The organism is Thermosynechococcus sp. TG215 (assembly GCF_031583455.1).
Classification (GTDB): Bacteria; Cyanobacteriota; Cyanobacteriia; order Thermosynechococcales; family Thermosynechococcaceae; genus Thermosynechococcus.
In genome coordinates, this window is the sequence record NZ_CP134178.1 from 449,610 (window position 1) to 470,246 (window position 20,637).

The following is a 20,637-nucleotide window of genomic DNA, read 5'->3' on the forward strand; positions in this document are numbered from 1 at the left end:
TATAGCACATCTACTCTGGGGGCTGGCTTTAGATATCGAGGTTTTCTAGGGCCAACTGTGGGCCATAGGTCTCGATAAATTCGCGACGAGGTGCCACGCGATCGCCCATGAGGATGGTGAAAATGCGATCGGCCTCAGCAGCATCTTCAATTTCCACCCGTTTGAGAATGCGCGTCTCTGGGTTCATCGTCGTTTCCCACAACTGCTGCGGCATCATTTCCCCGAGACCCTTAAAGCGCTGGATCGTGTAGTTGGCATTTTCCGGGAAGGCGGCAATCTGCTGTTGCAGCTCGCGATCGCTATAGCAATAGAAGTGCTGTCGCCCGCGTTCAACCTTATACAGGGGTGGGCAGGCAATATAGACAAAGCCTTGGTTAATCAATTCCTGCTGATAGCGATAGAAAAAGGTCAGCAACAAGGTGCGAATGTGGGAACCATCCACATCAGCGTCCGTATTGTGGGCACACAACCCACCGACACCGCAAATAAAGTTTTCATCCCCCTCCACTGAGAAGTCATAGACATACTCACCCACGGGTGGAATTTCCGCAACTTGCGTCACCTCTAGTGCTATTAAGTCTTTACTAATAGGGGTAAAAGCCAGTGGCTTGTGGTGGGGCAAAGCCAGATAGGCCTTCAGGGATTCACTGTGGGGATGACGCTGCCAAATGGGCAACGTCGCTTCCAGTTGGGGCTTGCCGCTCAGGGTGAGGCAATAGACTTCGTGGCGGGTTTGTAGCTGTGAATTCGCCACTGCTTCTGCTGGTAAGGTTGTCCAGCTTGCTACCCAGCCCAACTGACCAAACAGGTAGAGGAGGCCATCTTTGAGGGTAGGAGAAGTGGTGGTCATAGAGATGTGGCTGCGGGCGATCGCCCCATCGCCGAGGAAATACCCCTCCAAAAAGGCCAACTGTAGCTCTAGTGGCACCCGCCACACCAAGGAGGGCAGGCACTTCTCGTGGGCTTTGCCCCCCACCCCCAAGGCTTTGAGTAAACAGGCTGCCAAGACACTGTGGAAGTAGAGTTTTTGTCCTTGACTTTCAGGGTCAGCATCGCAGTGAGGAGACTCGCCAAAGAGGGTTTCAATGGTACGGCAGAGTTCAGGGATAAAGGGCTGGTCTTTTCGCCCCAAGCTGAGGCTAACTTGATGTTGACTCAGGCTTCCCTCGGCTACATACCAGCCTAAAAACCACAATAACTCCCGATTGACCTCTAAATATCGGCCAAAAGCTTTGTCATGGTGGGCATGGGGCACAAGTTGCACCTCCCCAGTGAGGCACTCTAGTTCCGCAAGGGTAAAGCTATCGAGGGGCTGATAATCGCTGATTTGGCGGTAGGGGGCATTTTTGCTGTCGTCACTTTGATGCTGCATCCTCTCAAGCCGCGACGGCAACGTTTGGTATTGGAGTGGCTGATGCCACTGAATGGCCTCTAGATAATTGAGGAAGTGCTTCAGTGTGGGCGTGGTTTGACCCCGTTCCCATTGGGAAATAGTGATGGCTTGGTTTACCCCGACTTGGGCAGCAACGGCCTGTTGACTTAGCCCTTGGACTTGACGCGCTTGCCGTAGGGGTTCCCACAGCTGGGGATCATAGGCAACACGCGGTTCTTGCCCCTCCGAGGAGCACTCAACCCGGGCTAGCAGTTGTTGGCCACACAGGGCTTTGACACCTTCCCCCTTGAGATACAGCCCCTCCGTGAGACCCGCTTGGTAAAACAAGTGCAGCAGATCAATGCGCTCAACAATTGGGGGACGCGGTAAACGGCGACTGGCAACGAGGCGATCGCCCACTTGAATCTCATTTCCTTTTTTCAACTTGATCTGACCGTCTTCATAAACATAGACACTGTGGGAGGCCGTCACCTTAATGGAGCGATGGTAGCGGGTTTGAATTGCATACATTGGCTCTTCATGGGAATGGCGAATCACTGCCTTCAGGGGTTGAAAGCGAGTCTGACCCGTCTTGGGATCAAAGGACATCACCTGATAGTGCTCAGCAATCCGTTGCCCCTCAATGCACTGATCAATAAACTCGCCAATTTTGACCAATTCCACATGGCCGTAGGCATTCATAACAAGGGTGGGTTCATCCCCGGCCACACTCATAATAATGATGCGGTGATAGCGCAACTTGGCAGGATCAAACTCCTCTCCCTTCACGCCCAGACCAATGGCAGTAATTAAGGACTGCACCTCATTGTTCTTGTAGATTTTGGCATCATCCGTTTTTTCAATGTTGAGAATCTTGCCCCGCAGCGGCAAAATTGCTTGGAAGCGGCGATCGCGCCCTTGTTTGGCACTGTTGTGAACAAAAACGCCACTGGCCAGCGCAAAGTTATGGGTTCCCGGCACTTCTAAATCGTAAACATCAATCTTTTCACCCATAACCTCAATTGAGACAATGCGATGGTTATAGTTTTTGATTGCTTCTAAGGCACGATTTGAATCGCCATCAAAGTACCGATTACAGAAAGTTTCAAAGTGTAGGAGCGACTTATCACGTGTTTGGCAACGATATTCGCGATAAGACTCTAAATCAATATTACCTTGTTCTAACTCAATTTTCTTTAGGGCTTTAATTGTCTTGTCAAAGTAGGTCTTTGATAGTGCTTCTTTCCGCTTCTGACGGCACTTCTCCTTAACTTCAGGATGATCTAAGGTTTTATCAATGTGCTGGCGATGAAGTTCAAGATGTGCATCAGCAGACAGACGAATCAGATTCGTGGGATTATTGTTTCGCTTGTTGAAGTCAACATGATGACAATGCTCACCACTTTCTAAGGCGTATTTTCCTTGCCAGCGGTTATACCAATCTGCAAGCATGTGGGTAAACAGCCAAGAATTTGATCGAGGATCCCAAACCATTTCGTAGCCATCGATCGTAATTCCCGAATCAGCGCTGCTAGATGCTTTTCGATAAAGTGGCATTAGGGAATCATCGGGAGTTAACGCCTGTGCCTCTTTATACTCACCATTGCGGAGCATGAAACGGTGATCGGGGGTGCAGGTAATCACCTCGCCGTTGTCAAGGGTGAGCTTAATGACTTCAGCATTTGTTTTAGTTTTGCGGACGTTGACCAGTCGCTCAATACCAATCGTGCCATCGTGGCGAACTGTGTAGCCAAAATGCTCCTTGCCTGCCGCTTGTTCTGCCATTAACTCCACAAAACTGAGGCAACGGCCATCGGCGAGAGCCACCTTTGTATCACCAGCAAAGCAGCCACCCGCAGAATCACCTTCGACAATGAAAATTTCCGAGACAGCGGGATCCCGTGAACTGCAATCCGCCAATTTCCCCGGCAGCGTCGAAGACTCCAGCACCGACTTGCGCCGTACCATTTCCCGTGCCCGCCGCGCCGCTTCAGCCGCATTAAAGGCTTGGATGGCTTTTTCCAAGATCGTGTCGGTGACGGTCGGATGAAAGTCAAGGTATTCCGTTAGGGCTTCGCCCACAATGGCATCCACAATGCCGCGTACTTCGGTATTGCCGAGTTTGGTTTTTGTCTGCCCTTCAAATTCAGGGTTGGGCACCTTTACTGAAATAATGGCGGTGAGGCCTTCGCGAATGTTTTCCCCCGCCAAATTGGCGTCCCCCTCCTTGAGTTTATTGCGCTTGCGGCCAAGGGCATTGAGCGTCCGCGTTAGGACTGCCTTTAGCCCCTCCATGTGGGTACCGCCATCAATGGTGCGGATATTATTGGCAAAGCCTAGCAGGTTTTCACTGTAGGCATCGGCACACCACTGTAGGGCTGCTTCCACCTGCACATCGTTTTTTTCCCCCTGAATGTAGATGATCTCTGGGTGAAGGGGTTCCTTTTCCTGCACCATGTAGCGAACATATTCACGGATACCGCCTTCATAGCAGTAGGTTTCACTCAAGGGGGGCGTAACGCGCAAATCCTTGAAATCAATACGAATGCCGGCATTGAGATAGGCCAGTTCCCGCAGCCGTGTCATCAGCACCTTGGCGTCAAATTCAATCGTTTCTGTGAAAATCTGGCGATCAGGAAAGAAGGTCACTGAGGTACCCCGCCGTTCCTCACTATCGGGGGTCTTTTCGAGGGGAGTAATGGGAACCCCCCGTTCATAGCGCTGATGATGGACAAAACCATTGCGCCACACCGTCACTTCTAACCATTCCGAGAGGGCGTTGACCACAGAGACACCCACACCGTGCAACCCCCCTGAGACTTTGTAGCCACCATCGCCAAACTTGCCCCCGGCGTGGAGCACCGTCATCACCGTCTCAACCCCAGAGACGCCGGTATCGGGGTGAATATCCGTTGGAATCCCGCGCCCATTGTCGGTGACCGTGACGGAGCCATCAGCATTGATCTGAACTAGAATGGTGGAACAGTATCCCGCTAAGGCTTCATCAACGGAGTTGTCCACGACTTCATAAACCAAGTGGTGGAGTCCCTTGGGGCCAGTGCTGCCGATGTACATCCCCGGTCGGGTTCGTACGGGTTCAAGGCCTTTGAGTACCCGCAACTGGGCAGAGGAATACTCGGCGGTCATGGCAACTCCCTAACTGCTATAGAATCGAGGCAAATGCGTCTTCACTTGCCTAAATGTCAAATCTGACCTAAATTTTAGCACATAAGGGTTATAGGCGATTCTAGGAAATTTTCAGGCTGTATTTGAGTGGGGGATGCAGGGCTAATTGTTATTGGGGGGGCAACGGCCACCGGCAAAACGGCACTGGCGATCGCCCTCGCGCAGCAATTGAACAGTGTGATTTTGAGTGCCGACTCCCGCCAAGTCTATCGCGGCTTTGATATTGGCACCGCCAAGCCCACCCCCGCCCAGCAACAGCAGGTGCCTCACCACCTCATTGATATATGTGACCCCCGCGATACTTTGACCCTAGCGATTTACCAAGCCAAAGCCCAAGCCCTCATTGCCCACTACCACGCCCAAGGGATCACACCCCTCTTGGTGGGGGGGACAGGATTGTACATCCGCAGTATTACCCAAGGGCTAACAATGCCCCAAGTCCCACCGCAACCACATCTACGGGCACAGTTGATGGCGCTGGGTCAGCAGGAATGCTATCAATGGCTTCAACAGGTGGATCCTGTGGCGGCGCAACGCATCCATGCCCACGATCACGTGCGTACCCTGCGGGCTTTGGAAGTCTATTACGTAACGGGGGTACCCCTCAGCCAGCAGCAGCGGCGCGAACCGCCTCCCTACCCGATTGGGTACTTTGCCCTGCCAGGGGGCGATCGCCAACAGCAGCGGGCACGGATTGAAGAACGCACCCAGCAAATGCTGGCCATGGGATGGCTCGATGAAATTCGGCAACTGCAAGCGCAGTACGGTGATGAACTGCCCCTATTAGATACACTGGGCTATCGCGAGATGCGCCAATATCTGCGGGGAGAACTCACCCTTGAGGCGGCGATTGCCCTCACGGTACAGCACACCCAACAATTTGCCAAACGACAGCGGACATGGTTTCGGGCAGAACCCGGCATCCATTGGCTGCAAGCCACCACCCTAGAGGAGCAACTAGCAGAGATTCAAGCACAACTGGGAATATAGCCCAGCACCACCTCAACAAAGCGGCGGATCAACTGATTGGCGTAGGGGGTAGGACGGGCTGTTTGCTTGAGTTTTTCCAGTTCGGCAGTGCCCAATTGATAGCGATCGCAATAACGGCTAATGCGGGCAATCAGGTCGCGATCGTCCACCTCGGGATGAAACTGAAAGCCATAAAAGGGCTTGCCCTCCAAGCGAAAGGCATGGTAGGGACACAACTCACTGTAGGCCAGTAAGGTCGCTCCCGCTGGCAGGGTCAAGGCGCGCTCCTGATGTCCGGAAATGGCCAAAAAGGGATTGGGAAAGCCAGCAAACAATGGATCCGCAACCCCTGCTGGGGTGAGATACAAAGGGTAGGTGCCCATTTCCATGGCCTCGCGATCTACAATCACTTGCCCTCCCAAGGCCTGCACTGCCAATTGAAAGCCAAAGCAGGAGGCCAACACGGGGATCTCCTGCTCAATACAGGCCAAAATTAAGTCCATTGCCGGCGGTACAAAGCGATAGATCTCTGGCTTGAGCACTGTGGCATCACTGGAGCCACCGATAAAAAGGGCATCAAAGCCTTGAATACAGTCGGGGGTAAAGTCAGCACACTCAAAGCCATTGAGCACTGTAAATTGCTCGGCGGCCAAACCGCTCAAGCGGATAAATTCTGCCAATTCCTCCTGCTGCGTAGTGCGATCGCCCCGTGCCTGAAGCAGTAGAATCCGTAGGGACTTCACCGTTCTCTAGCGTTTAGAAATCTCAATGGGCTGAGGGGTCGGTGGACGTTGGGTGTCCACGAAACTAAAAACCAGAGACGTTTCAAAAAGTCCCACGATTTGCTTGAGGGTTGGCTGCATCCGCGTTTTGCCCGTCATGCCATAGGCCACAGCAAGGCCACAGGCGCCCTCAAGGTCATTGACCTCCTTGATCCAATCGAGGAGCAGCGAACCACTTTCGGGGTCAAAGGTATCCAAAAGCCAAAGATGGTTGGCATTGGTTTGGGCAAGGAGCATGACTATTTGCTCGGAACCTGAGAGGGGAAAGACCGTTAGATGGTGAATGCCGCCCTCCTCAGCAATTTTGGCGGCGAGCGTCTCCGCTGCGGCTTTTTTGGTTTGAATCGTCAACACGGGATAGCCCTCAAACGCCTCGGGAATCTCCCCCCGTTGATGGTAAGAGACGGCTGCTTGTAATTCCTGTAGCTCTTTCGGCGGAAACAACTTAAAGAGGATATAGGCTTCCCCCGGAATTGCTTCCGTATCAATGGGAATCTGGTGCTGTGATTCGCTCTCCTCAGGGTCACCATTGATTTCTGCCATCATCTCTGGCACTGTTGCCACGTGCACCTGATAACTAAGGGCAGAATGGCGGGGTGAAGGAATCTTGAACCTCAGGTCTAGTTCAGGGCACTCCTCCTTCTCAAACTGTTTCTTGGTCTTTTTCCAGAATTTGATCAGAGCCTCGATTGCCACATAGACCATTTCCGCTTCTTCAGGGGCGTAAAAGGGTCGCATTCCCTCCAAAGGATGGATGACACCCGGTTCAATGGTGTAAAGATGCCCCTTGAGGACAAAAGAGAGATCATTGCCTAAATCCTCTTCGTCAACCTCGGAAAAATTCAAGAAGAGACAATCGTTGCGCAGAACCGTTTCCTCTAAGCGCTCATCATCGTCTTCGTCAATGTAGGGATATTCTTGATCAATCTGCTGCCAAAAGTTGCGTAGTGCCTCCTCCCCGCGGTAGAGCATTAGACCAAAGTCACGGTTGGCCCCTTGGGGGTTCACCAGTACCGCAAAGAGGGTGGAAGAGTCCCAAGCGTCGCAGTGGAGTTTAAGGGGGGTAAGACTGTCTAGGCGCCGCCAGATGTCCAGTTGAGCAAATTCCCTAATTTTCTGTTTGTACAGAGAAACATATTCAGGGGGGAGCACCTCGATATCTTCATCATCACTGGTGAGTTCCGCCGCAATGAATTCAAAAAATTCAGCCAGCAGGGGAATGTGGGCTTGATACTCCACCTGAATATCGAGGGGAGCCACCACACCGCGCAGAAAAAATTGCAACTCGCGGTCATCAACGATGATGGTGTGGGGACGGCAGGGCTGAGCTTGGGGATGGCGGGGATATTCGATCGCCTGCACCAACAGCCGCATCAGTTGCTCTGGGGTGGGTGGAAACTGACCCACCTCCATGCTGCGTACCCCCTGATCCTTGGGATCGAGCCAAGCCGCACAAAAGACCTCGCCGTTCTCGCTGTCTAGACTGCGGCCACCACCGACCCAAATGGCGGCAACTTGCGGTACATTCAACAGACGACGGATGGTCGCAGCGGGTAGGCTCACAGGGCGATCGCTCCCAATTCGATAACCTTTCCACTCTAGCAAATGACGTAAATGGGTCGCACTAAGTATTTATTGGGGTTTGATCCAGGGCGGGACAAGTGTGGGTTAGCCCTTGCCCTTGGTCAAGAAGTGGTGCGCTATGAAGTGGTGGCCAGCGATCGCGCGATCGCCCGTGTCCAAGAGTGGCATCAAGCCTACCCATTTGAACAGGTGATTATGGGCAATCAAACCACCTCCCGCCAGTGGCAGCAACAATTGCAAGCGGCTTTGGCTGTAGAAATTATTCCAGTGGATGAGCGCAATAGTACCCTAGATGCCCGCGATCGCTATTGGCAACTCTTTCCGCCCCAGGGTTGGCAGCGGCTGATTCCCAAGGGGTTGCGCCTGCCCCCCCGACCCATTGATGATATTGTCGCCATTGTGCTGTTAGAACGCTACTGTGGTTATCCCCTGCTGCTCAGTCAGAGGCAATAAACTTTATAATTGTCAGGTTATGGTACAGCACGGCAGCCGTGGAGAAAGGCACCCTCATTGAATTTCGGGTCAATAACCAGCGTCGCTTGGCGGTGATCGATCGCCCCGAAGGTAAAAAGCATTGGATTGCCATTGATCAGCATTTACAAGCCCACACCATTCATCCGCGCCAACTGACCTTTACGGTGCCCGAGGAGCGGTTTCATCCCCAAGAGATTCCCACATTTTGGCAGCAGGTGCAGCCGCTCTTGGATGCCGACAGTCTAGAAGTGGCTTGGGAAATTATCCGCGAGGAAAACCGCGCCATTACGCCAGCGGATCTAGCGGAGCTGCTGTTTTCGGAGCGATCGGCGGTGGCCTGCTATGCGGCCTACTATCTCCTTAGCGAGGATCGTTTCTACTTCAAGCTCAAGGGGGAAACCTATGAGGCTCGACCGGCTACCCAAGTGGCAGAACTCAAACATCAAAGCGAGCGGGAAGCCCAACGCTTAGCGGAGGAAGTTAGCTTCCGTGAACATTTGACCCAAGCCCTGAAGGGGGAAACTGTGGCGTGGTCTGCCAGCGATCGCAAACGCCTTGAGCAGTTAGAACGTTATGCTATAGCCATTGAACCCAGTCCCCAACACCAAGCGGCGATTGATCTGCTCAGTGAATTGCAGCGTCCCACCCAACCCTTGGGCGCTTTCCAACTGTTGGTGGATCTCGGCCTCTGGTCAGAGCACGAAAATCTGTTCCTGCGCCGGAGTCAAATTGACGTTGAATTCTCTGCCAAGGTACTTGCTGTGGCCCATGAACGCCTCACCTCACCCCCTACAGATATTGACGCTCCCCTGCGCCGCGATCTCACCCATCTCAAGGTCTATACCATCGACGACGAAAGCACCCAAGAAATTGACGATGGCCTCAGCCTCGAAGTCGTGGGCGATCGCCAAAAGCTGTGGATTCACATTGCCGATCCCACCCGCTGGGTGATGGTGGATGATGTCTTGGATCAGGAGGCTCGCCGCCGCGCCACAACAGTCTATCTACCAACGGGGATGATTCCCATGTTTCCCACGGAGTTGGCCACAGGACCGATGAGTTTGGTCGCGGGACAAACCTGTTGTGCGCTGAGTTTTGGCATTCTTTTAGCCGACAACGGCGAAGTGCTGGAGTACGAAATTTGCCCCAGTTGGATTCGCCCCACCTATCGCCTGAGCTATGACGATGTGGACATGATTTTGGAGCAGGGGGTGACTGGGGAAGCGGATCTGCTGGCGATCGCCCAATGGGGACAGCGGCGTAGTGAGTGGCGACAACAACGGGGAGCGATTCGCATTAATATCCCTGAACCCAACATTAAAGTGGCTGGTGAAGAGGTGGAAATCTCGCCCCTCCATGACTCCCCCGCCCGCCAACTGGTGGCAGAAATGATGATTCTTGCCGGTGAAGTAGCCGCCCATTTTGGCGCCCGTGAGGGCATCCCTCTGCCCTTTCGCAGTCAATCACCGCCAGAACTGCCCCCAGAGGAGGAATTGTTGCAACTGCCCGCTGGAATGGTGCGGGACTGTGCCATTCGTCGCTGTATGCCCCGCAGTGAAATGAGTACCCAACCCAATCCCCACGCCAGTCTGGGTCTTGATGCCTACTGCCAAGTGACCTCCCCGATTCGTCGCTACACGGATCTGCTGGCACACCGTCAGATTAAAGCCCACCTGCGGGGAGAAAGGCCGCCCCTGACACCAGAACAACTCAATGAAATTTTATTGGGACTGATGTCTTCGGTTCAGGAGTCCGCTTTGGTGGAGCGGCAGACCAATCGTTATTGGTGCCTAGAGTACTTGCGGCGGCATCGCGAAGAGGTGTGGCGGGGCATTGTGCTGCGTTGGTTGCGTCCGGAAGAGGGACTGGGGCTAGTACTGCTGGAGGATTTGGGGCTAGAACTGGCCATGCGCTTTCAACGGCAGGCAAAGTTGGGAGAATCGGTACTGGTGCGGGTGAGTCGGGTTGATCCGCGAGGCGATCAAATTTGGCTGGAGGAAGTGCCCCCAGATGCACTGACCTCAACAGAAACGGTCGCTTTATCTTCAACATGATCCCGATGAGAAAATGGCAATGCATGCAGGGGTGTGGCGCCTGTTGTTACCTTGAGTTGCGCGATCGCTCAGAAGTGCCCACCATTCTCAATGCAGAGGAATTTGCCCTCTACCAATCCCTCATTGGTGCCGATGGCTGGTGTATTCACTTTGACCCCCTCAGCCGCCGCTGTCGTATCTACGAGAATCGCCCCCGCTTTTGCCGCGTCACGCCAGAAGTCTTTGAGGATTTGTATGGGATTACGCCTGAGGAGCTAGACGAGTTTGCCATTCAGTGCTGCTGCGAACACATTCACGATCGCTACGGTGAGCGGAGTTTTGAACTGCTGCGCTATGAATATCTGGTGGGTCAGGGCGTAGATCCCCCGCAGGGGGAGGAGGCTCCCTAGGGCTGTCCTTTGTGAACGGACACCTATAATGACAGCAAATGACAACAGTTGTGTGCAGCCAGAGCCTATGGATGACTATCGGATGCGGGTGAACTTGGTCGAAGGCTCGGTGAGTTTTCGCTTCTCTCGGACAGCCGCAGAGGCCCTACGGCAAGAGATTCAGACTTTAATGGAACGCATGCGGGCGATCGCCCATGCCAAAGCCAGCGGTACTCCCCTGTCTCCCCAAGCGGCCATGGAATATCAGCACGTGGGCGAGGTCTTCCTCGAAGTGTTTTGTAATCCCAATATCTGGCCCAATCCCTATGCCGCCAAGGTTCTATTGACCGTGCGAGATGATCGCATGCGCCTGACGACAGAGGCAGAGCTAAATCGTCTCGTGGAAGACCTCAACCAGTTTCTCGAAAGCGCTCCCCCCTAGGGGGACAACATCTGTTAGGTTGAGGATATGGTTACTCTTCCTAAGGCTGGCCGCTCTGGCCGTTTTCGTCGCCTCTTGGCCTATTTGCGTCCTCACCAAACAAAAATTTGGGGGGGGATTGTTGCGCTTTTTATCGTCAACCTTTTGGGCACCTATTTGCCGCTGCTCATTGGTACTGCGGTTGATGAATTGCAGGCCAAGTTTGACTTTCAGCGGGTGGTGTTCTATGCCCTGCTGCTGATTGGCTTAGCCTCCCTGATGTGGCTCATTCGCATGGCCTCGCGCCTCTGGATCTTTGGTGCTGGGCGATTAGTGGAATTTGACCTCAAGCAACGGCTCTTTGAGCATCTGCTGCGTTTAGAACCCAGTTACTTTGCGGAGAATACCCCCGGGGATCTCATTAGCCGTGCCACCAGTGATGTGGATAATATTCGCCGTCTGGTGGGTTTTGCCCTTTTGAGTGCGGCGAACACCGTGTTTGCCTACGGTATGACCCTGCCCGTGATGCTGGCAATTCATCCGGGGTTGAGCTTGGGGGCGATCGCCGTTTATCCAGCGGTTCTTTTTATTGTCCAAACCTTTAGCGATCGCCTGCGGGCAGAGCAGCTCGATGTGCAACAAAGCCTCGCGGAACTCAGCGATCTCATTCAAGAGGACATGAGTGGCATTGCCCTAATTAAAATCTATGGCCAAGAAGCCAATGAACAACGCCAATTTGACCAGTTAAATCAAGACTTACTCCGCAATAACTTGGTACTGGCCAAAACCCGCAACATTCTCTTTCCCCTCTTGGGGGGGATGGTCAGCTTTAGTTTGCTGATTTTGCTGTGGTTTGGCAGCCGCATGATTGCTGCCAATACGATTCAGGTGGGGGATTTTATTGCCCTGCTGCTGTACATTGAGCGGCTGATTTTCCCGACGGCACTCTTGGGATTTACGATTACCACCTACCAACGGGGGGAAGTGAGCATTGACCGGATTGAAGCCATCTTGAGCGTGGAACCCCGCATTACGGATGCCCCAGATGCTGTTGCCTTACCCCGCGATCGCGTTCAGGGACACCTGCGTTGTCAGAATCTAACTTTTACATACCCCAATCGCCGCACCCCTGCCCTCAATCAACTTAGTTTTGAAATTCAAGCGGGGGAAATGGTGGCGATCGTCGGCCCCATTGGCTGTGGCAAATCCACACTGGCCAGTGCCCTGCCTCGACTCTTGGAGATTGCCCCGAATCAGATTTTTCTGGATGGCATTGACATTACGCAGCTGCGCCTTGCTGATCTGCGGGGGGCGATCGCCTACGTGCCCCAAGAAAGCTTTCTCTTTAGCACCACAATCAAAAACAACATTCGCTACGGCGAACCCGATGCCACGGAGCTAAAGGTGATTGCCGCCGCCAGCCAAGCCCAAATTCACAATGAGATCCTCAACTTTCCTAAGCAGTACGACACCCTTGTGGGCGAGCGGGGCATTACCCTCTCTGGGGGACAGCGTCAACGAACCGCCTTAGCCCGTGCCCTACTGGTGGATGCGCCGATTTTAGTCCTCGATGATGCCCTCGCCAGCGTTGATAACCAAACGGCTAGCCAAATTTTACAAGCGCTGCGGCAGCAACAGCACACACGCACGGTGCTCTTTATTTCCCATCAATTGTCAGCAGCGGCCACCTGCGATCGCATTCTGGTCATGGATCAAGGGCGCATTGTTCAACAGGGTACCCATGATCAACTGGTGGCAGCAGGGGGGTTATATCAATCCCTTTGGCAGCAGTATCAGTTAGAAAGCTCCCTTGGATAACTGGATCGCCTGCTGGAGAATGCCAATTTCCCATTAGAAGGGGGCAACCCTGACGGCTACCCCTAGCTTCAGTATCATTAAGAATAGACAATATCGCTAAAAGCTAAAAGGAACTACTGCCCTGGTGTTTGCGGACTGGGGGACTCGGTTGGCGTTTGGTTATCGGTACCACCGCCGCCACCACCACAGGCAACCAGCGTTGTCGAAAAGCCCACTAAAATTAACCCTAAGGCGGCGAGTTTGTAAAGAAATTTCATAGAACTCCTCACGGCAGATAATTAGGCAAGGATTGGACAGTTCTTTTCTACCAATTCTGCTCGGGGATTGGCAACTCTGTGGCAACGATTGGTCTATAGAGATTTCCCTCAAAAGTGCCACCACATCCTAGAAAGCAACTATACCCCCTATGACAACTGAGCGATTACAAAAAGTCCTTGCCCATTGGGGAGTGGCCTCGCGACGCCATGCAGAAATACTCATCCGCAGTGGTCAGGTCTTCGTGAATGGTCAGCGGGCAAAATTGGGGGACAAAGTGGATCCCACGCGCGATCGCATTGAATACAAAGGACAACCCCTGAACCCACCCCGCCCACCCCAACGGCTCTACCTGCTGCTCCATAAGCCCAAGGGGGTTCTCTGTACCTGTCACGATCCCCAAGGGCGCACCACCGTTTTGGATCTTTTGCCGCCTAGGTATCAGGGTGTGGCCGGTCTTCATCCTGTGGGTCGCTTAGATGCCGACTCTAGCGGTGCCCTGCTGCTCACCAATGATGGGGCGTTTACCTACTATCTCAGTCATCCCCGCCATCACATCCCCAAAACCTACCGCGTTTGGGTGCAGGGACAGCCTACGGAAGGGGTCTTGCAACACTGGCGAGAGGGCGTTCCCTTGGACGGGGTGATGACACTACCCGCAGCCGTTAAGCTCCTGCGCACCGAGGGCGATCGCTCCCTCTTGGAAATCATCCTGCACGAAGGTCGCAACCGCCAGATTCGCCGTGTGGCCGATCAGCTGGGTTATCCTGTTGTTGCCTTGCAACGGATCGCGATCGGCCCAGTTCACCTCGGCAATCTTCGCCCCAGAGCCGTTCGCCCCCTCAGCCGCCGTGAATTGGCCGCCCTTGCTTATCCAGCCAACCGCGAAGGCTCAGCCTGAGAGCCAGTCATTTTGGGTGGAATATGCTGCACCGGATGATCGGGATGGGTGGCTTCCCATTCGGCAAGAAATTCCTGTGTGTCTTTGACGGGCGGTAAGGGCAACGAGCCACCGGGACCCGCCAAGGGGCGCAATCCATTCAACTCCGCTAAGATGGCTGTGCCGTTGTTAATAACCACCGCCAAAATCGGGTCAAGGGCAAAGAAGACCCCCGACAGCAGCGCACCAATATTAGGAATGGCCACGATCGCTGTATTTTGCCAGACAATTTCCATCGCCTGCTTGGCAATCCGAATCGCAAGGGTCAATCCCCGCAAGTCATCCTCCATGAGCACCACATCGGCGGTTTCACGGGCAATATCGGTTGCCCCGGCAAAGGAAATAGAGACATCGGCATAGGCAAGAGCGGCAGAGTCATTGATACCATCGCCACAGAAAGCCACGACTTTACCGCTGTCATGGAGGGCACGCACCACCTCCACTTTCTTTTCCGGGAAGGCTTCGGCGTAGATATGCTCAGGGGCAATGCCTAAGTCTTTGGCCACCGCACGGGCAACGCGGCCAATGTCACCCGTCAGCATATGGGGAGTAATGCCTGCCCCCTTGAGTTCACGGATGACTTCAGGACTTTCATTGCGGATTGGGTCACTGTAGAGAATCACCCCAATCAAACGCCCATCCCCGGCCACATAGACAATTGACGCCCGCCCAGAATCGAGATCGGGGAAACGTTCATTGAGATCAATCAGGCAAATGTTTTCCTGCTCCATCATGCGGCGGCTGCCCACCCGCAGATCCACACCCCGCACTTTTGTGGCCACACCGAGGCCAACGCGGTATTCCCAGTCTTCACAGTCAAAGAGGGGCTGATGGGTTTCGCGAGCATGGCGGACAATGGCTTCAGCCACAGGGTGGGTGAGTCCCTGCTCGGCACTAGCGGCCATACTGAGAATGTCATCAGCACTGAAGCGCGGATCCATGACTTTAATATCCGTCACGCCAGCATGACCTTGGGTCAGGGTGCCCGTTTTATCAAAGACAATCGTGTCAATTTGCGCCAGTTTTTCAATCGCCCGACCACTGCGAATGAGAACACCATGTTGAGCCGCATAGGTGAGCGCCGACAAAATCGTGGTAGGCACCGAGACCCGAATCCCTGTACCGAGGTCAAGGGTCAGCAGGGCGATCGCCCGATTGAGATCCCCTGAGAGTAAGCCAACACCTGTGCCAATGGCCAAGGTTGGAATGACGGCTTGGTTGGCCACCATGGCAGCATAGTTTTCAATGCGCGTGTCATGCACCGGTGCCGACTGCATTAAGTTCACAATCACACCTGCACGGGTATTGTTGCCTACTCGCTCCGCTAAGATCACCAGTTGCCCCTCGACCAGCAGCGTTGACGCAAAAACCTCCATTCCCTCGCTGCGCGTTACCGGCACCGACTCGCCCGTGAGTTTGCACTGATCAATGAGACCTGTACCCCGCAGGATGATGCCGTCAACGGGAATTTGATCCCCCGGATAGACGACCACGCGATCGCCCTCGACAAGGTCTTTCACTTCAACTTCAACCTCAACCCCGTCCCGTTCCACAAAGGCGGTTTTGCCGAGGCAATCCAGCAAATCAAGGTTGGCGCGCTCCGATCCCCGTGCCGTGAGGTCGCGGATCACTTCCCCCCCCTCAATCAGACCCAGCATAAAGGAGGGGGCAAAATAGTGCCCTTGCATGGTGTGGAGGGAAATGGCCAAGCCATCGAGGAAGTCAATCGTTAACTGTTTCTCCTCTTGAATCGCTTCCCATGCTCGCCGAAACACCGGCATTGCCCCGGCAATCACCACACTGGCAATCACATAGCCGGGAATCGGTACCCCCATCAGGGAGGCCACACTCAACCCCAAGCCCAGAGCCGGTAAGCCCAAGCGTTCCCAATAGTTAATTTCGTGAGCTTCCGCCGCAGGGGTGGCCTTCTCAGTACTTAGGGCGGGAAGATCTGGATTGGCCGCCACTTGAATCGACTCAAAAATTTGCCCTTGAATCGTTGCTAGGGCTTCCCCAAAGAGCTTGGGATTATATTCCACCACAAGGGAGCGGGCAGGGGGGTTAATGCGTGCCGTTGTCACCGCGGGTAAACTGCCCACAATGTAGAGCAGCCGTGCCCCATATTCAGCATCAAAGCCCAGTCGAGGAATGCGAATCCGAAAGCGACCCCTAATCCAATGCACAACTTGATAGTGAACGGTCTCTGTGGTGATAGGGTGGGTGAGTACTTCAGACTGCGGGGAACGACTTCGGGCAATAGTGGTCATAATGGATTCCTACGAATGGTCGGGCAAGTGAAGCTGGCTAAAAGTCTTAGTAATCGTTTTCCCCCAATTGTGGATGATAGACACCAAAATTGAGTCAAATTAAACCAGTCTCAGACAAGAAAGGCAATGCAATACAGGACACTTTATAGCTTAGGTCATCCTTAAGCCATTTCAGTTTTATCGGGCATCTATCGTACAATCTAGCTGCATATTGAGGAACAAGCAGATGATGGATACGGCGATCGCAACGATTCGTGCCCGCGAAATTCTCGACTCGCGGGGGCGCCCCACGGTAGAAGCAGAAGTTGAACTGGATTGTGGCATTGTTGGACTGGCGCAGGTTCCTAGTGGTGCCTCAACGGGGAGTTTTGAAGCCCATGAACTGCGGGACGGCGATCCCAAGCGCTATGGTGGCAAAGGTGTCCTCACAGCGGTGGAAAACATTGAAACCACGATTCTCAGTGCCCTTGTGGATCTCAACGCCCTTGATCAGACAGTGATTGACCAGTGCCTCTTGGAACTGGATGGCAGTGAGAACAAATCCAACCTTGGCGCCAATGCCATTCTTGCGGTTTCCCTTGCCACGGCCAAAGCAGCCGCAGAATATCTCGGTCAACCCCTCTACCGCTATTTGGGGGGGCCTCTGGCCAATGTCCTCCCCGTGCCGATGATGAATGTGATCAACGGGGGTGCCCATGCCGCCAACAACATTGACTTTCAGGAATTCATGATCATGCCCATTGGTGCCCCTAGTTTTCGGGAGGGACTGCGCTGGGGGGCAGAGGTTTTTGCCGCTCTGAGTAAAGTGCTAGCTGATAAGGGGTTACTGACCGGGGTGGGGGATGAAGGGGGCTTTGCGCCTAACCTCGACTCCAACCAAGCGGCCTTGGATATTTTACTTCAGGCGATTGAAACCGCAGGTTACACCCCCGGCACTGACGTTGCCCTTGCCCTCGATGTCGCCGCCAATGAATTTTATGAAGACGGCAAATATGTTTTTGATAATGCCAGCCGCACTGGCTCTGAGTTAATTCGCTACTATGAAGAATTGGTGAGCAACTATCCCATTGTCTCGATTGAGGACGGCTTGCAGGAGGAGGACTGGGATCACTGGGCACTCTTGACCGAAACCCTTGGCAGTCGTATTCAACTCGTGGGGGATGACTTGTTTGTCACCAATCCCAAACGCTTACAACGGGGGATTGACAATGGCGTGGCCAATGCCATCTTGATTAAACTCAATCAGATTGGTTCCTTGACAGAAACGCTGCAAACCATTGATCTGGCGACTCGCAAGGGCTACCGCTCGGTGATTAGCCACCGCTCTGGCGAAACCGAAGATACCACGATTGCGGATTTGGCTGTAGCTACCCGTGCGGGTCAAATTAAAACCGGTTCCCTCTGCCGCAGTGAACGGGTTGCCAAGTACAATCGCCTGTTACGCATTGAAGCGGAACTAGGGGATCAGGCAGTCTATGCGCCCACGGTGGGCTTGGGGCCGCGCTAGGTGATTCGTGCCCGCAAACGGTTTGGCCAGCATTGGCTGCGTAGTGAATCGGTTTTAGCTCAGATCATTGCAGCGGCTGAACTGCACGCGGGCGATCGCATCCTAGAAATTGGTCCCGGTTGGGGTGCCCTCACTCGCCCTCTTCTAGCCAGTGGTGCTGAGGTGGTGGCCGTTGAACTGGATCGGAATCTGTGCAGTAAGTTGCGGCAGCGGTTCAGCGGGGATCGATTTCAGTTGATTGAGGGGGATATTCTCAAGGTTGATTTAGCCCCCTTGAACTGCCACAAAGTGGTGGCCAATATCCCCTACAACATCACAGGGCCGTTACTGGGGCATCTGCTTGGCAGTATTGCCCGACCGCGTCGCCCGGCCTTTGAGCGGTTGATTCTACTGGTGCAAAAAGAAATTGGCGATCGCCTGATGGCCACCCCCGGTAGCAAGGCCTACGGTGCCCTCTCCGTACGGATGCAATTTCTGGCCACCTGTGAGCCGGTCTGTGCAGTGCCCCCCCGCGCCTTTCAGCCGCCGCCTAAGGTGGATTCTGTGGTGATCTGTCTGCGACCCCACGCGACACTGCCAAGGGTGCGATCGCCCCAATGGTTAGAAACGTTGCTGAAACAGGGGTTTGCCACTCGCCGTAAGATGCTGGCCAATGCCCTCAAGTCCCTTGTCGAACCCGATCAAGTGCGCCAAGCGCTGCTTCAGTTGGGGCGAGATGTCAATAGCCGCGCCGAAGCCCTTAGCTTGGAAGACTGGCTAGCCCTCAGTGAACTCCTACAGCAGCCCCACCAAGATTAACAAAATCCCCAACCCACCACAGGCGGCAGCGCCAATGGTTGAATAGAGCACGGCATTACTGGTGTCTTGACTCAGGCTGTCTTCTGATTTCAGGGAGACAAAGAACTTTTGTCCCTTGACGGTGGGACGTTCAATGCGTAGCGTGCCCGTTTGATCACTGGCGGTGCCCACGACCAACACCTGCCGATCCACTGGCGTGATCCATTCCTGATAGCGATAACCAATGGTATTGCCACTGCCAAAGGTGAGGCTGCCCACGTTTACTTGGAAGCTGCCAAAGCCAAAGCGGGCAGTGTTATTGGCGGGTCGAAATTCATCGAGGACTTGGACTGTTTCCATATCAGCCCCCCGCGGATCCACTTCAATCTCGCCGTAGCGATCGCGCACGCGGAAGGGAATGGTTTGGCTATTGCTGCTAATCGTGTCGGAGCGGCGTTCAGTGCGCCAGCGGGTGCGGCCTTCGCTATCGGTTTCGCGCACCTGTTCTTCATACTCGCGGCTGACACACATGCGGTAATGGACGCAGGGCACCTGCTTTAACTCCGAGATCAGGGGCTGATCGACAACAATCTGACCAGAGACCTTCACATATTCCCGTAGGTTGCCACCGCCAATTTCCTGCGCCACCTGCTGTTGGAGCTGATGGAGATCCGCCGTGGTGGATGGCGTGGCTAGCTTAAGACTACGCAGCTTCAGGCGATAGTGGCGCTGTACAAAAAAGAGGGCAATCGCCGCAATTAGCAAAAGGCCACCAAAAATGCCCATCGGAGACTCCGCAACAGTAGCGCCGCCAATCCCTAGTTTAGCGATGGGTAGCCCATTATGTTATGGGGCGATCGCCCGCCCTTCGGGGTCTTCAAGGACAAAGCCAGCATCGGCAATCATTTGCCAGTCTTGGTGGGGGGCTTGGCCGGGGGTCGTTAGATAATCGCCGACAAAAATGGAGTTGGCAGCATAGAGGCCAAGGGGTTGCAGCGATCGCAGGTGTACTTCACGGCCACCGGCAATGCGAATCTCCTGACGCGGCAATAATAGGCGAAACAGCACCAAGATGCGTAAACAGTGGCGCGGATTGAGGTTGTGCTGTGTCCCAAGGGGTGTCCCCGGAATGGGAATCAGAAAATTCACTGGTACACTGGTCACCTGACGCTGCCGCAGGGAAAGGGCAAGATCAATGACATCGTCATCGGATTCCCCCATACCCAAAATGCCGCCAGAGCAAGTTGTAATTCCAGCGGCTTGGATATTGGCCAAGGTCTGGTCGCGATCGCTAAAGGTGTGAGTGGTGCAAATTTCGCCGTGGAAGTTTTCCGAGGTATTTAGGTTGTGATTGACGCGATCGACGCCTGCTGCCGCTAGCCGTGCCGTTTGCTCAGCGGTGAGTAAGCCCAAGCAGGCACAGATTTTCAGGGGATAGCGCTCCTTAACTGCCCGAATAGCAGCAAGTACCTGCTCAAAGACCTTCTCATTGGGCGATCGCCCGGAAATGACCATGCAAAAGGTACCAGCCTTGAGTTGGGCAGCGCGATCGGCCGCAGCAAGAATTTTTTCCTGCGAGAGCAGGGGATACTTTTCAATCTCAGCCGTGGAGATTTTTGATTGTGAGCAGTAGTGGCAATCCTCTGGACAGAGACCACTTTGGGCATTGAGCAGATAGTGCAGCCGTACCCGATTCCCCCAGTAGTGGTAGCGCACCCGATAGGCGGCCGCCAGTTGATTCAGGAGTTCAGTATCCGCGGCTTGTAACACCGCCCGCGCTTGATCGCGGCTGAGGCATTCATCGGCAAGGGCTAAATCGGCAAGGTGCTGCCAATCGGTCGTCAATACTGTGTTCATGGTTTT

Annotated in this window: 16 protein-coding genes and 1 pseudogene; 9 read left to right on the plus strand and 8 right to left on the minus strand. The window is 54.1% G+C overall.

Annotated elements, in window-relative coordinates; translation table 11 throughout:
* Positions 1–28: 28 nt before the first annotated feature.
* On the minus strand, positions 29–2,107 hold the full coding sequence (locus RHJ02_RS13045; protein WP_315863712.1) for a helix-turn-helix domain-containing protein: 2,079 nt from the start codon (positions 2,105–2,107) through the stop codon (positions 29–31).
* A 21-nt stretch (positions 2,108–2,128) separates the two neighbouring features.
* Positions 2,129–4,519, minus strand: a pseudogene (locus tag RHJ02_RS13050) (ATP-binding protein); the annotation flags it as partial.
* A gap of 126 nt (positions 4,520–4,645) precedes the next feature.
* Here RHJ02_RS13050 and miaA point away from each other — a divergent pair.
* Positions 4,646–5,548 carry a tRNA (adenosine(37)-N6)-dimethylallyltransferase MiaA gene (gene miaA, locus RHJ02_RS02090; RefSeq protein WP_310744745.1) on the plus strand — a complete coding sequence of 301 codons (903 nt, stop codon included), beginning with the start codon at positions 4,646–4,648 and terminating at the stop codon, positions 5,546–5,548.
* Here miaA and RHJ02_RS02095 read toward each other — a convergent pair.
* Positions 5,527–6,270, minus strand: coding sequence for a type 1 glutamine amidotransferase (locus tag RHJ02_RS02095; protein WP_206200864.1), 744 nt, complete (start codon positions 6,268–6,270; stop codon positions 5,527–5,529). The genes miaA and RHJ02_RS02095 overlap by 22 nt on opposite strands.
* Before the next feature lie 6 nt (positions 6,271–6,276).
* Complete coding sequence (locus tag RHJ02_RS02100; RefSeq protein ID WP_310800404.1) at positions 6,277–7,872, minus strand: DUF6930 domain-containing protein; 1,596 nt, start codon at positions 7,870–7,872, stop codon at positions 6,277–6,279.
* Between the two features lie 51 nt (positions 7,873–7,923).
* On the opposite strand from RHJ02_RS02100, the gene RHJ02_RS02105 reads away from it, so the two are divergent.
* The 5 genes from RHJ02_RS02105 (at position 7,924) to RHJ02_RS02125 (ending at position 13,028) form a co-directional block, all read left to right on the plus strand.
* The gene (locus tag RHJ02_RS02105; protein ID WP_206200866.1) at positions 7,924–8,346 is read left to right on the plus strand and encodes a resolvase; all 423 of its coding nucleotides are present in this window, start codon (positions 7,924–7,926) and stop codon (positions 8,344–8,346) included.
* Positions 8,347–8,384: 38 nt separating this feature from the next.
* Positions 8,385–10,421, plus strand: a complete 2,037-nt coding sequence (locus tag RHJ02_RS02110; protein WP_310800405.1) for a ribonuclease R — start codon at positions 8,385–8,387, stop codon at positions 10,419–10,421.
* Between the two features lie 5 nt (positions 10,422–10,426).
* Positions 10,427–10,810 (plus strand): YkgJ family cysteine cluster protein, encoded by a 384-nt coding sequence (locus RHJ02_RS02115; protein WP_302678721.1) that lies wholly within the window; start codon positions 10,427–10,429, stop codon positions 10,808–10,810.
* A gap of 67 nt (positions 10,811–10,877) precedes the next feature.
* Complete coding sequence (locus RHJ02_RS02120) at positions 10,878–11,231, plus strand: hypothetical protein (protein ID WP_206200869.1); 354 nt, start codon at positions 10,878–10,880, stop codon at positions 11,229–11,231.
* Between the two features lie 27 nt (positions 11,232–11,258).
* A complete protein-coding gene (locus RHJ02_RS02125; RefSeq protein WP_310744746.1) occupies positions 11,259–13,028 on the plus strand; it encodes an ABC transporter ATP-binding protein in 1,770 nt (589 codons plus the stop codon).
* Positions 13,029–13,141: 113 nt separating this feature from the next.
* Here the strand turns inward: RHJ02_RS02125 and RHJ02_RS02130 are convergent, their stop codons facing one another.
* Complete coding sequence (locus tag RHJ02_RS02130) at positions 13,142–13,285, minus strand: hypothetical protein (protein WP_206200871.1); 144 nt, start codon at positions 13,283–13,285, stop codon at positions 13,142–13,144.
* A 149-nt stretch (positions 13,286–13,434) separates the two neighbouring features.
* Between RHJ02_RS02130 and RHJ02_RS02135 the strand changes: the two genes are divergently transcribed.
* Entirely contained in the window at positions 13,435–14,184 is a 750-nt protein-coding gene (locus tag RHJ02_RS02135; RefSeq protein ID WP_310437955.1) for a pseudouridine synthase, read from the plus strand.
* Here RHJ02_RS02135 and RHJ02_RS02140 read toward each other — a convergent pair.
* Positions 14,154–16,490: a heavy metal translocating P-type ATPase gene (locus RHJ02_RS02140; protein ID WP_302677194.1), complete on the minus strand. Its 2,337-nt coding sequence runs from the start codon at positions 16,488–16,490 to the stop codon at positions 14,154–14,156. The two genes, RHJ02_RS02135 and RHJ02_RS02140, sit on opposite strands and share 31 nt — an antisense overlap.
* Positions 16,491–16,716: 226 nt before the next feature.
* Between RHJ02_RS02140 and eno the strand changes: the two genes are divergently transcribed.
* Complete coding sequence (gene eno / locus RHJ02_RS02145; RefSeq protein ID WP_206200874.1) at positions 16,717–17,997, plus strand: phosphopyruvate hydratase; 1,281 nt, start codon at positions 16,717–16,719, stop codon at positions 17,995–17,997.
* 3 nt (positions 17,998–18,000) lie between these two features.
* A complete protein-coding gene (gene rsmA / locus RHJ02_RS02150; RefSeq protein WP_315863398.1) occupies positions 18,001–18,795 on the plus strand; it encodes a 16S rRNA (adenine(1518)-N(6)/adenine(1519)-N(6))-dimethyltransferase RsmA in 795 nt (264 codons plus the stop codon).
* Here rsmA and RHJ02_RS02155 read toward each other — a convergent pair.
* Positions 18,772–19,560: an E3 ubiquitin ligase family protein gene (locus RHJ02_RS02155; RefSeq protein WP_302677196.1), complete on the minus strand. Its 789-nt coding sequence runs from the start codon at positions 19,558–19,560 to the stop codon at positions 18,772–18,774. The two genes, rsmA and RHJ02_RS02155, sit on opposite strands and share 24 nt — an antisense overlap.
* 60 nt (positions 19,561–19,620) lie before the next feature.
* A complete protein-coding gene (gene bioB / locus RHJ02_RS02160; protein ID WP_206200876.1) occupies positions 19,621–20,631 on the minus strand; it encodes a biotin synthase BioB in 1,011 nt (336 codons plus the stop codon).
* Positions 20,632–20,637: the final 6 nt, after the last annotated feature.

Coding starts and splice junctions, on each gene's coding strand:
- RHJ02_RS02125 (WP_310744746.1), top strand. CDS start 11,259: ATGGTTACTCTTCCTAAGGCTGGCCGCTCTGGCCGTTTTCGTCGCCTC.
- eno (WP_206200874.1), top strand. CDS start 16,717: ATGATGGATACGGCGATCGCAACGATTCGTGCCCGCGAAATTCTCGAC.
- bioB (WP_206200876.1), bottom strand. CDS start 20,631: ATGAACACAGTATTGACGACCGATTGGCAGCACCTTGCCGATTTAGCC.
- RHJ02_RS02135 (WP_310437955.1), top strand. CDS start 13,435: ATGACAACTGAGCGATTACAAAAAGTCCTTGCCCATTGGGGAGTGGCC.
- RHJ02_RS13045 (WP_315863712.1), bottom strand. CDS start 2,107: ATGAGTGTGGCCGGGGATGAACCCACCCTTGTTATGAATGCCTACGGC.
- RHJ02_RS02115 (WP_302678721.1), top strand. CDS start 10,427: ATGAGAAAATGGCAATGCATGCAGGGGTGTGGCGCCTGTTGTTACCTT.
- RHJ02_RS02120 (WP_206200869.1), top strand. CDS start 10,878: ATGGATGACTATCGGATGCGGGTGAACTTGGTCGAAGGCTCGGTGAGT.
- RHJ02_RS02130 (WP_206200871.1), bottom strand. CDS start 13,285: ATGAAATTTCTTTACAAACTCGCCGCCTTAGGGTTAATTTTAGTGGGC.
- RHJ02_RS02140 (WP_302677194.1), bottom strand. CDS start 16,490: ATGACCACTATTGCCCGAAGTCGTTCCCCGCAGTCTGAAGTACTCACC.
- RHJ02_RS02155 (WP_302677196.1), bottom strand. CDS start 19,560: ATGGGCATTTTTGGTGGCCTTTTGCTAATTGCGGCGATTGCCCTCTTT.
- RHJ02_RS02105 (WP_206200866.1), top strand. CDS start 7,924: ATGGGTCGCACTAAGTATTTATTGGGGTTTGATCCAGGGCGGGACAAG.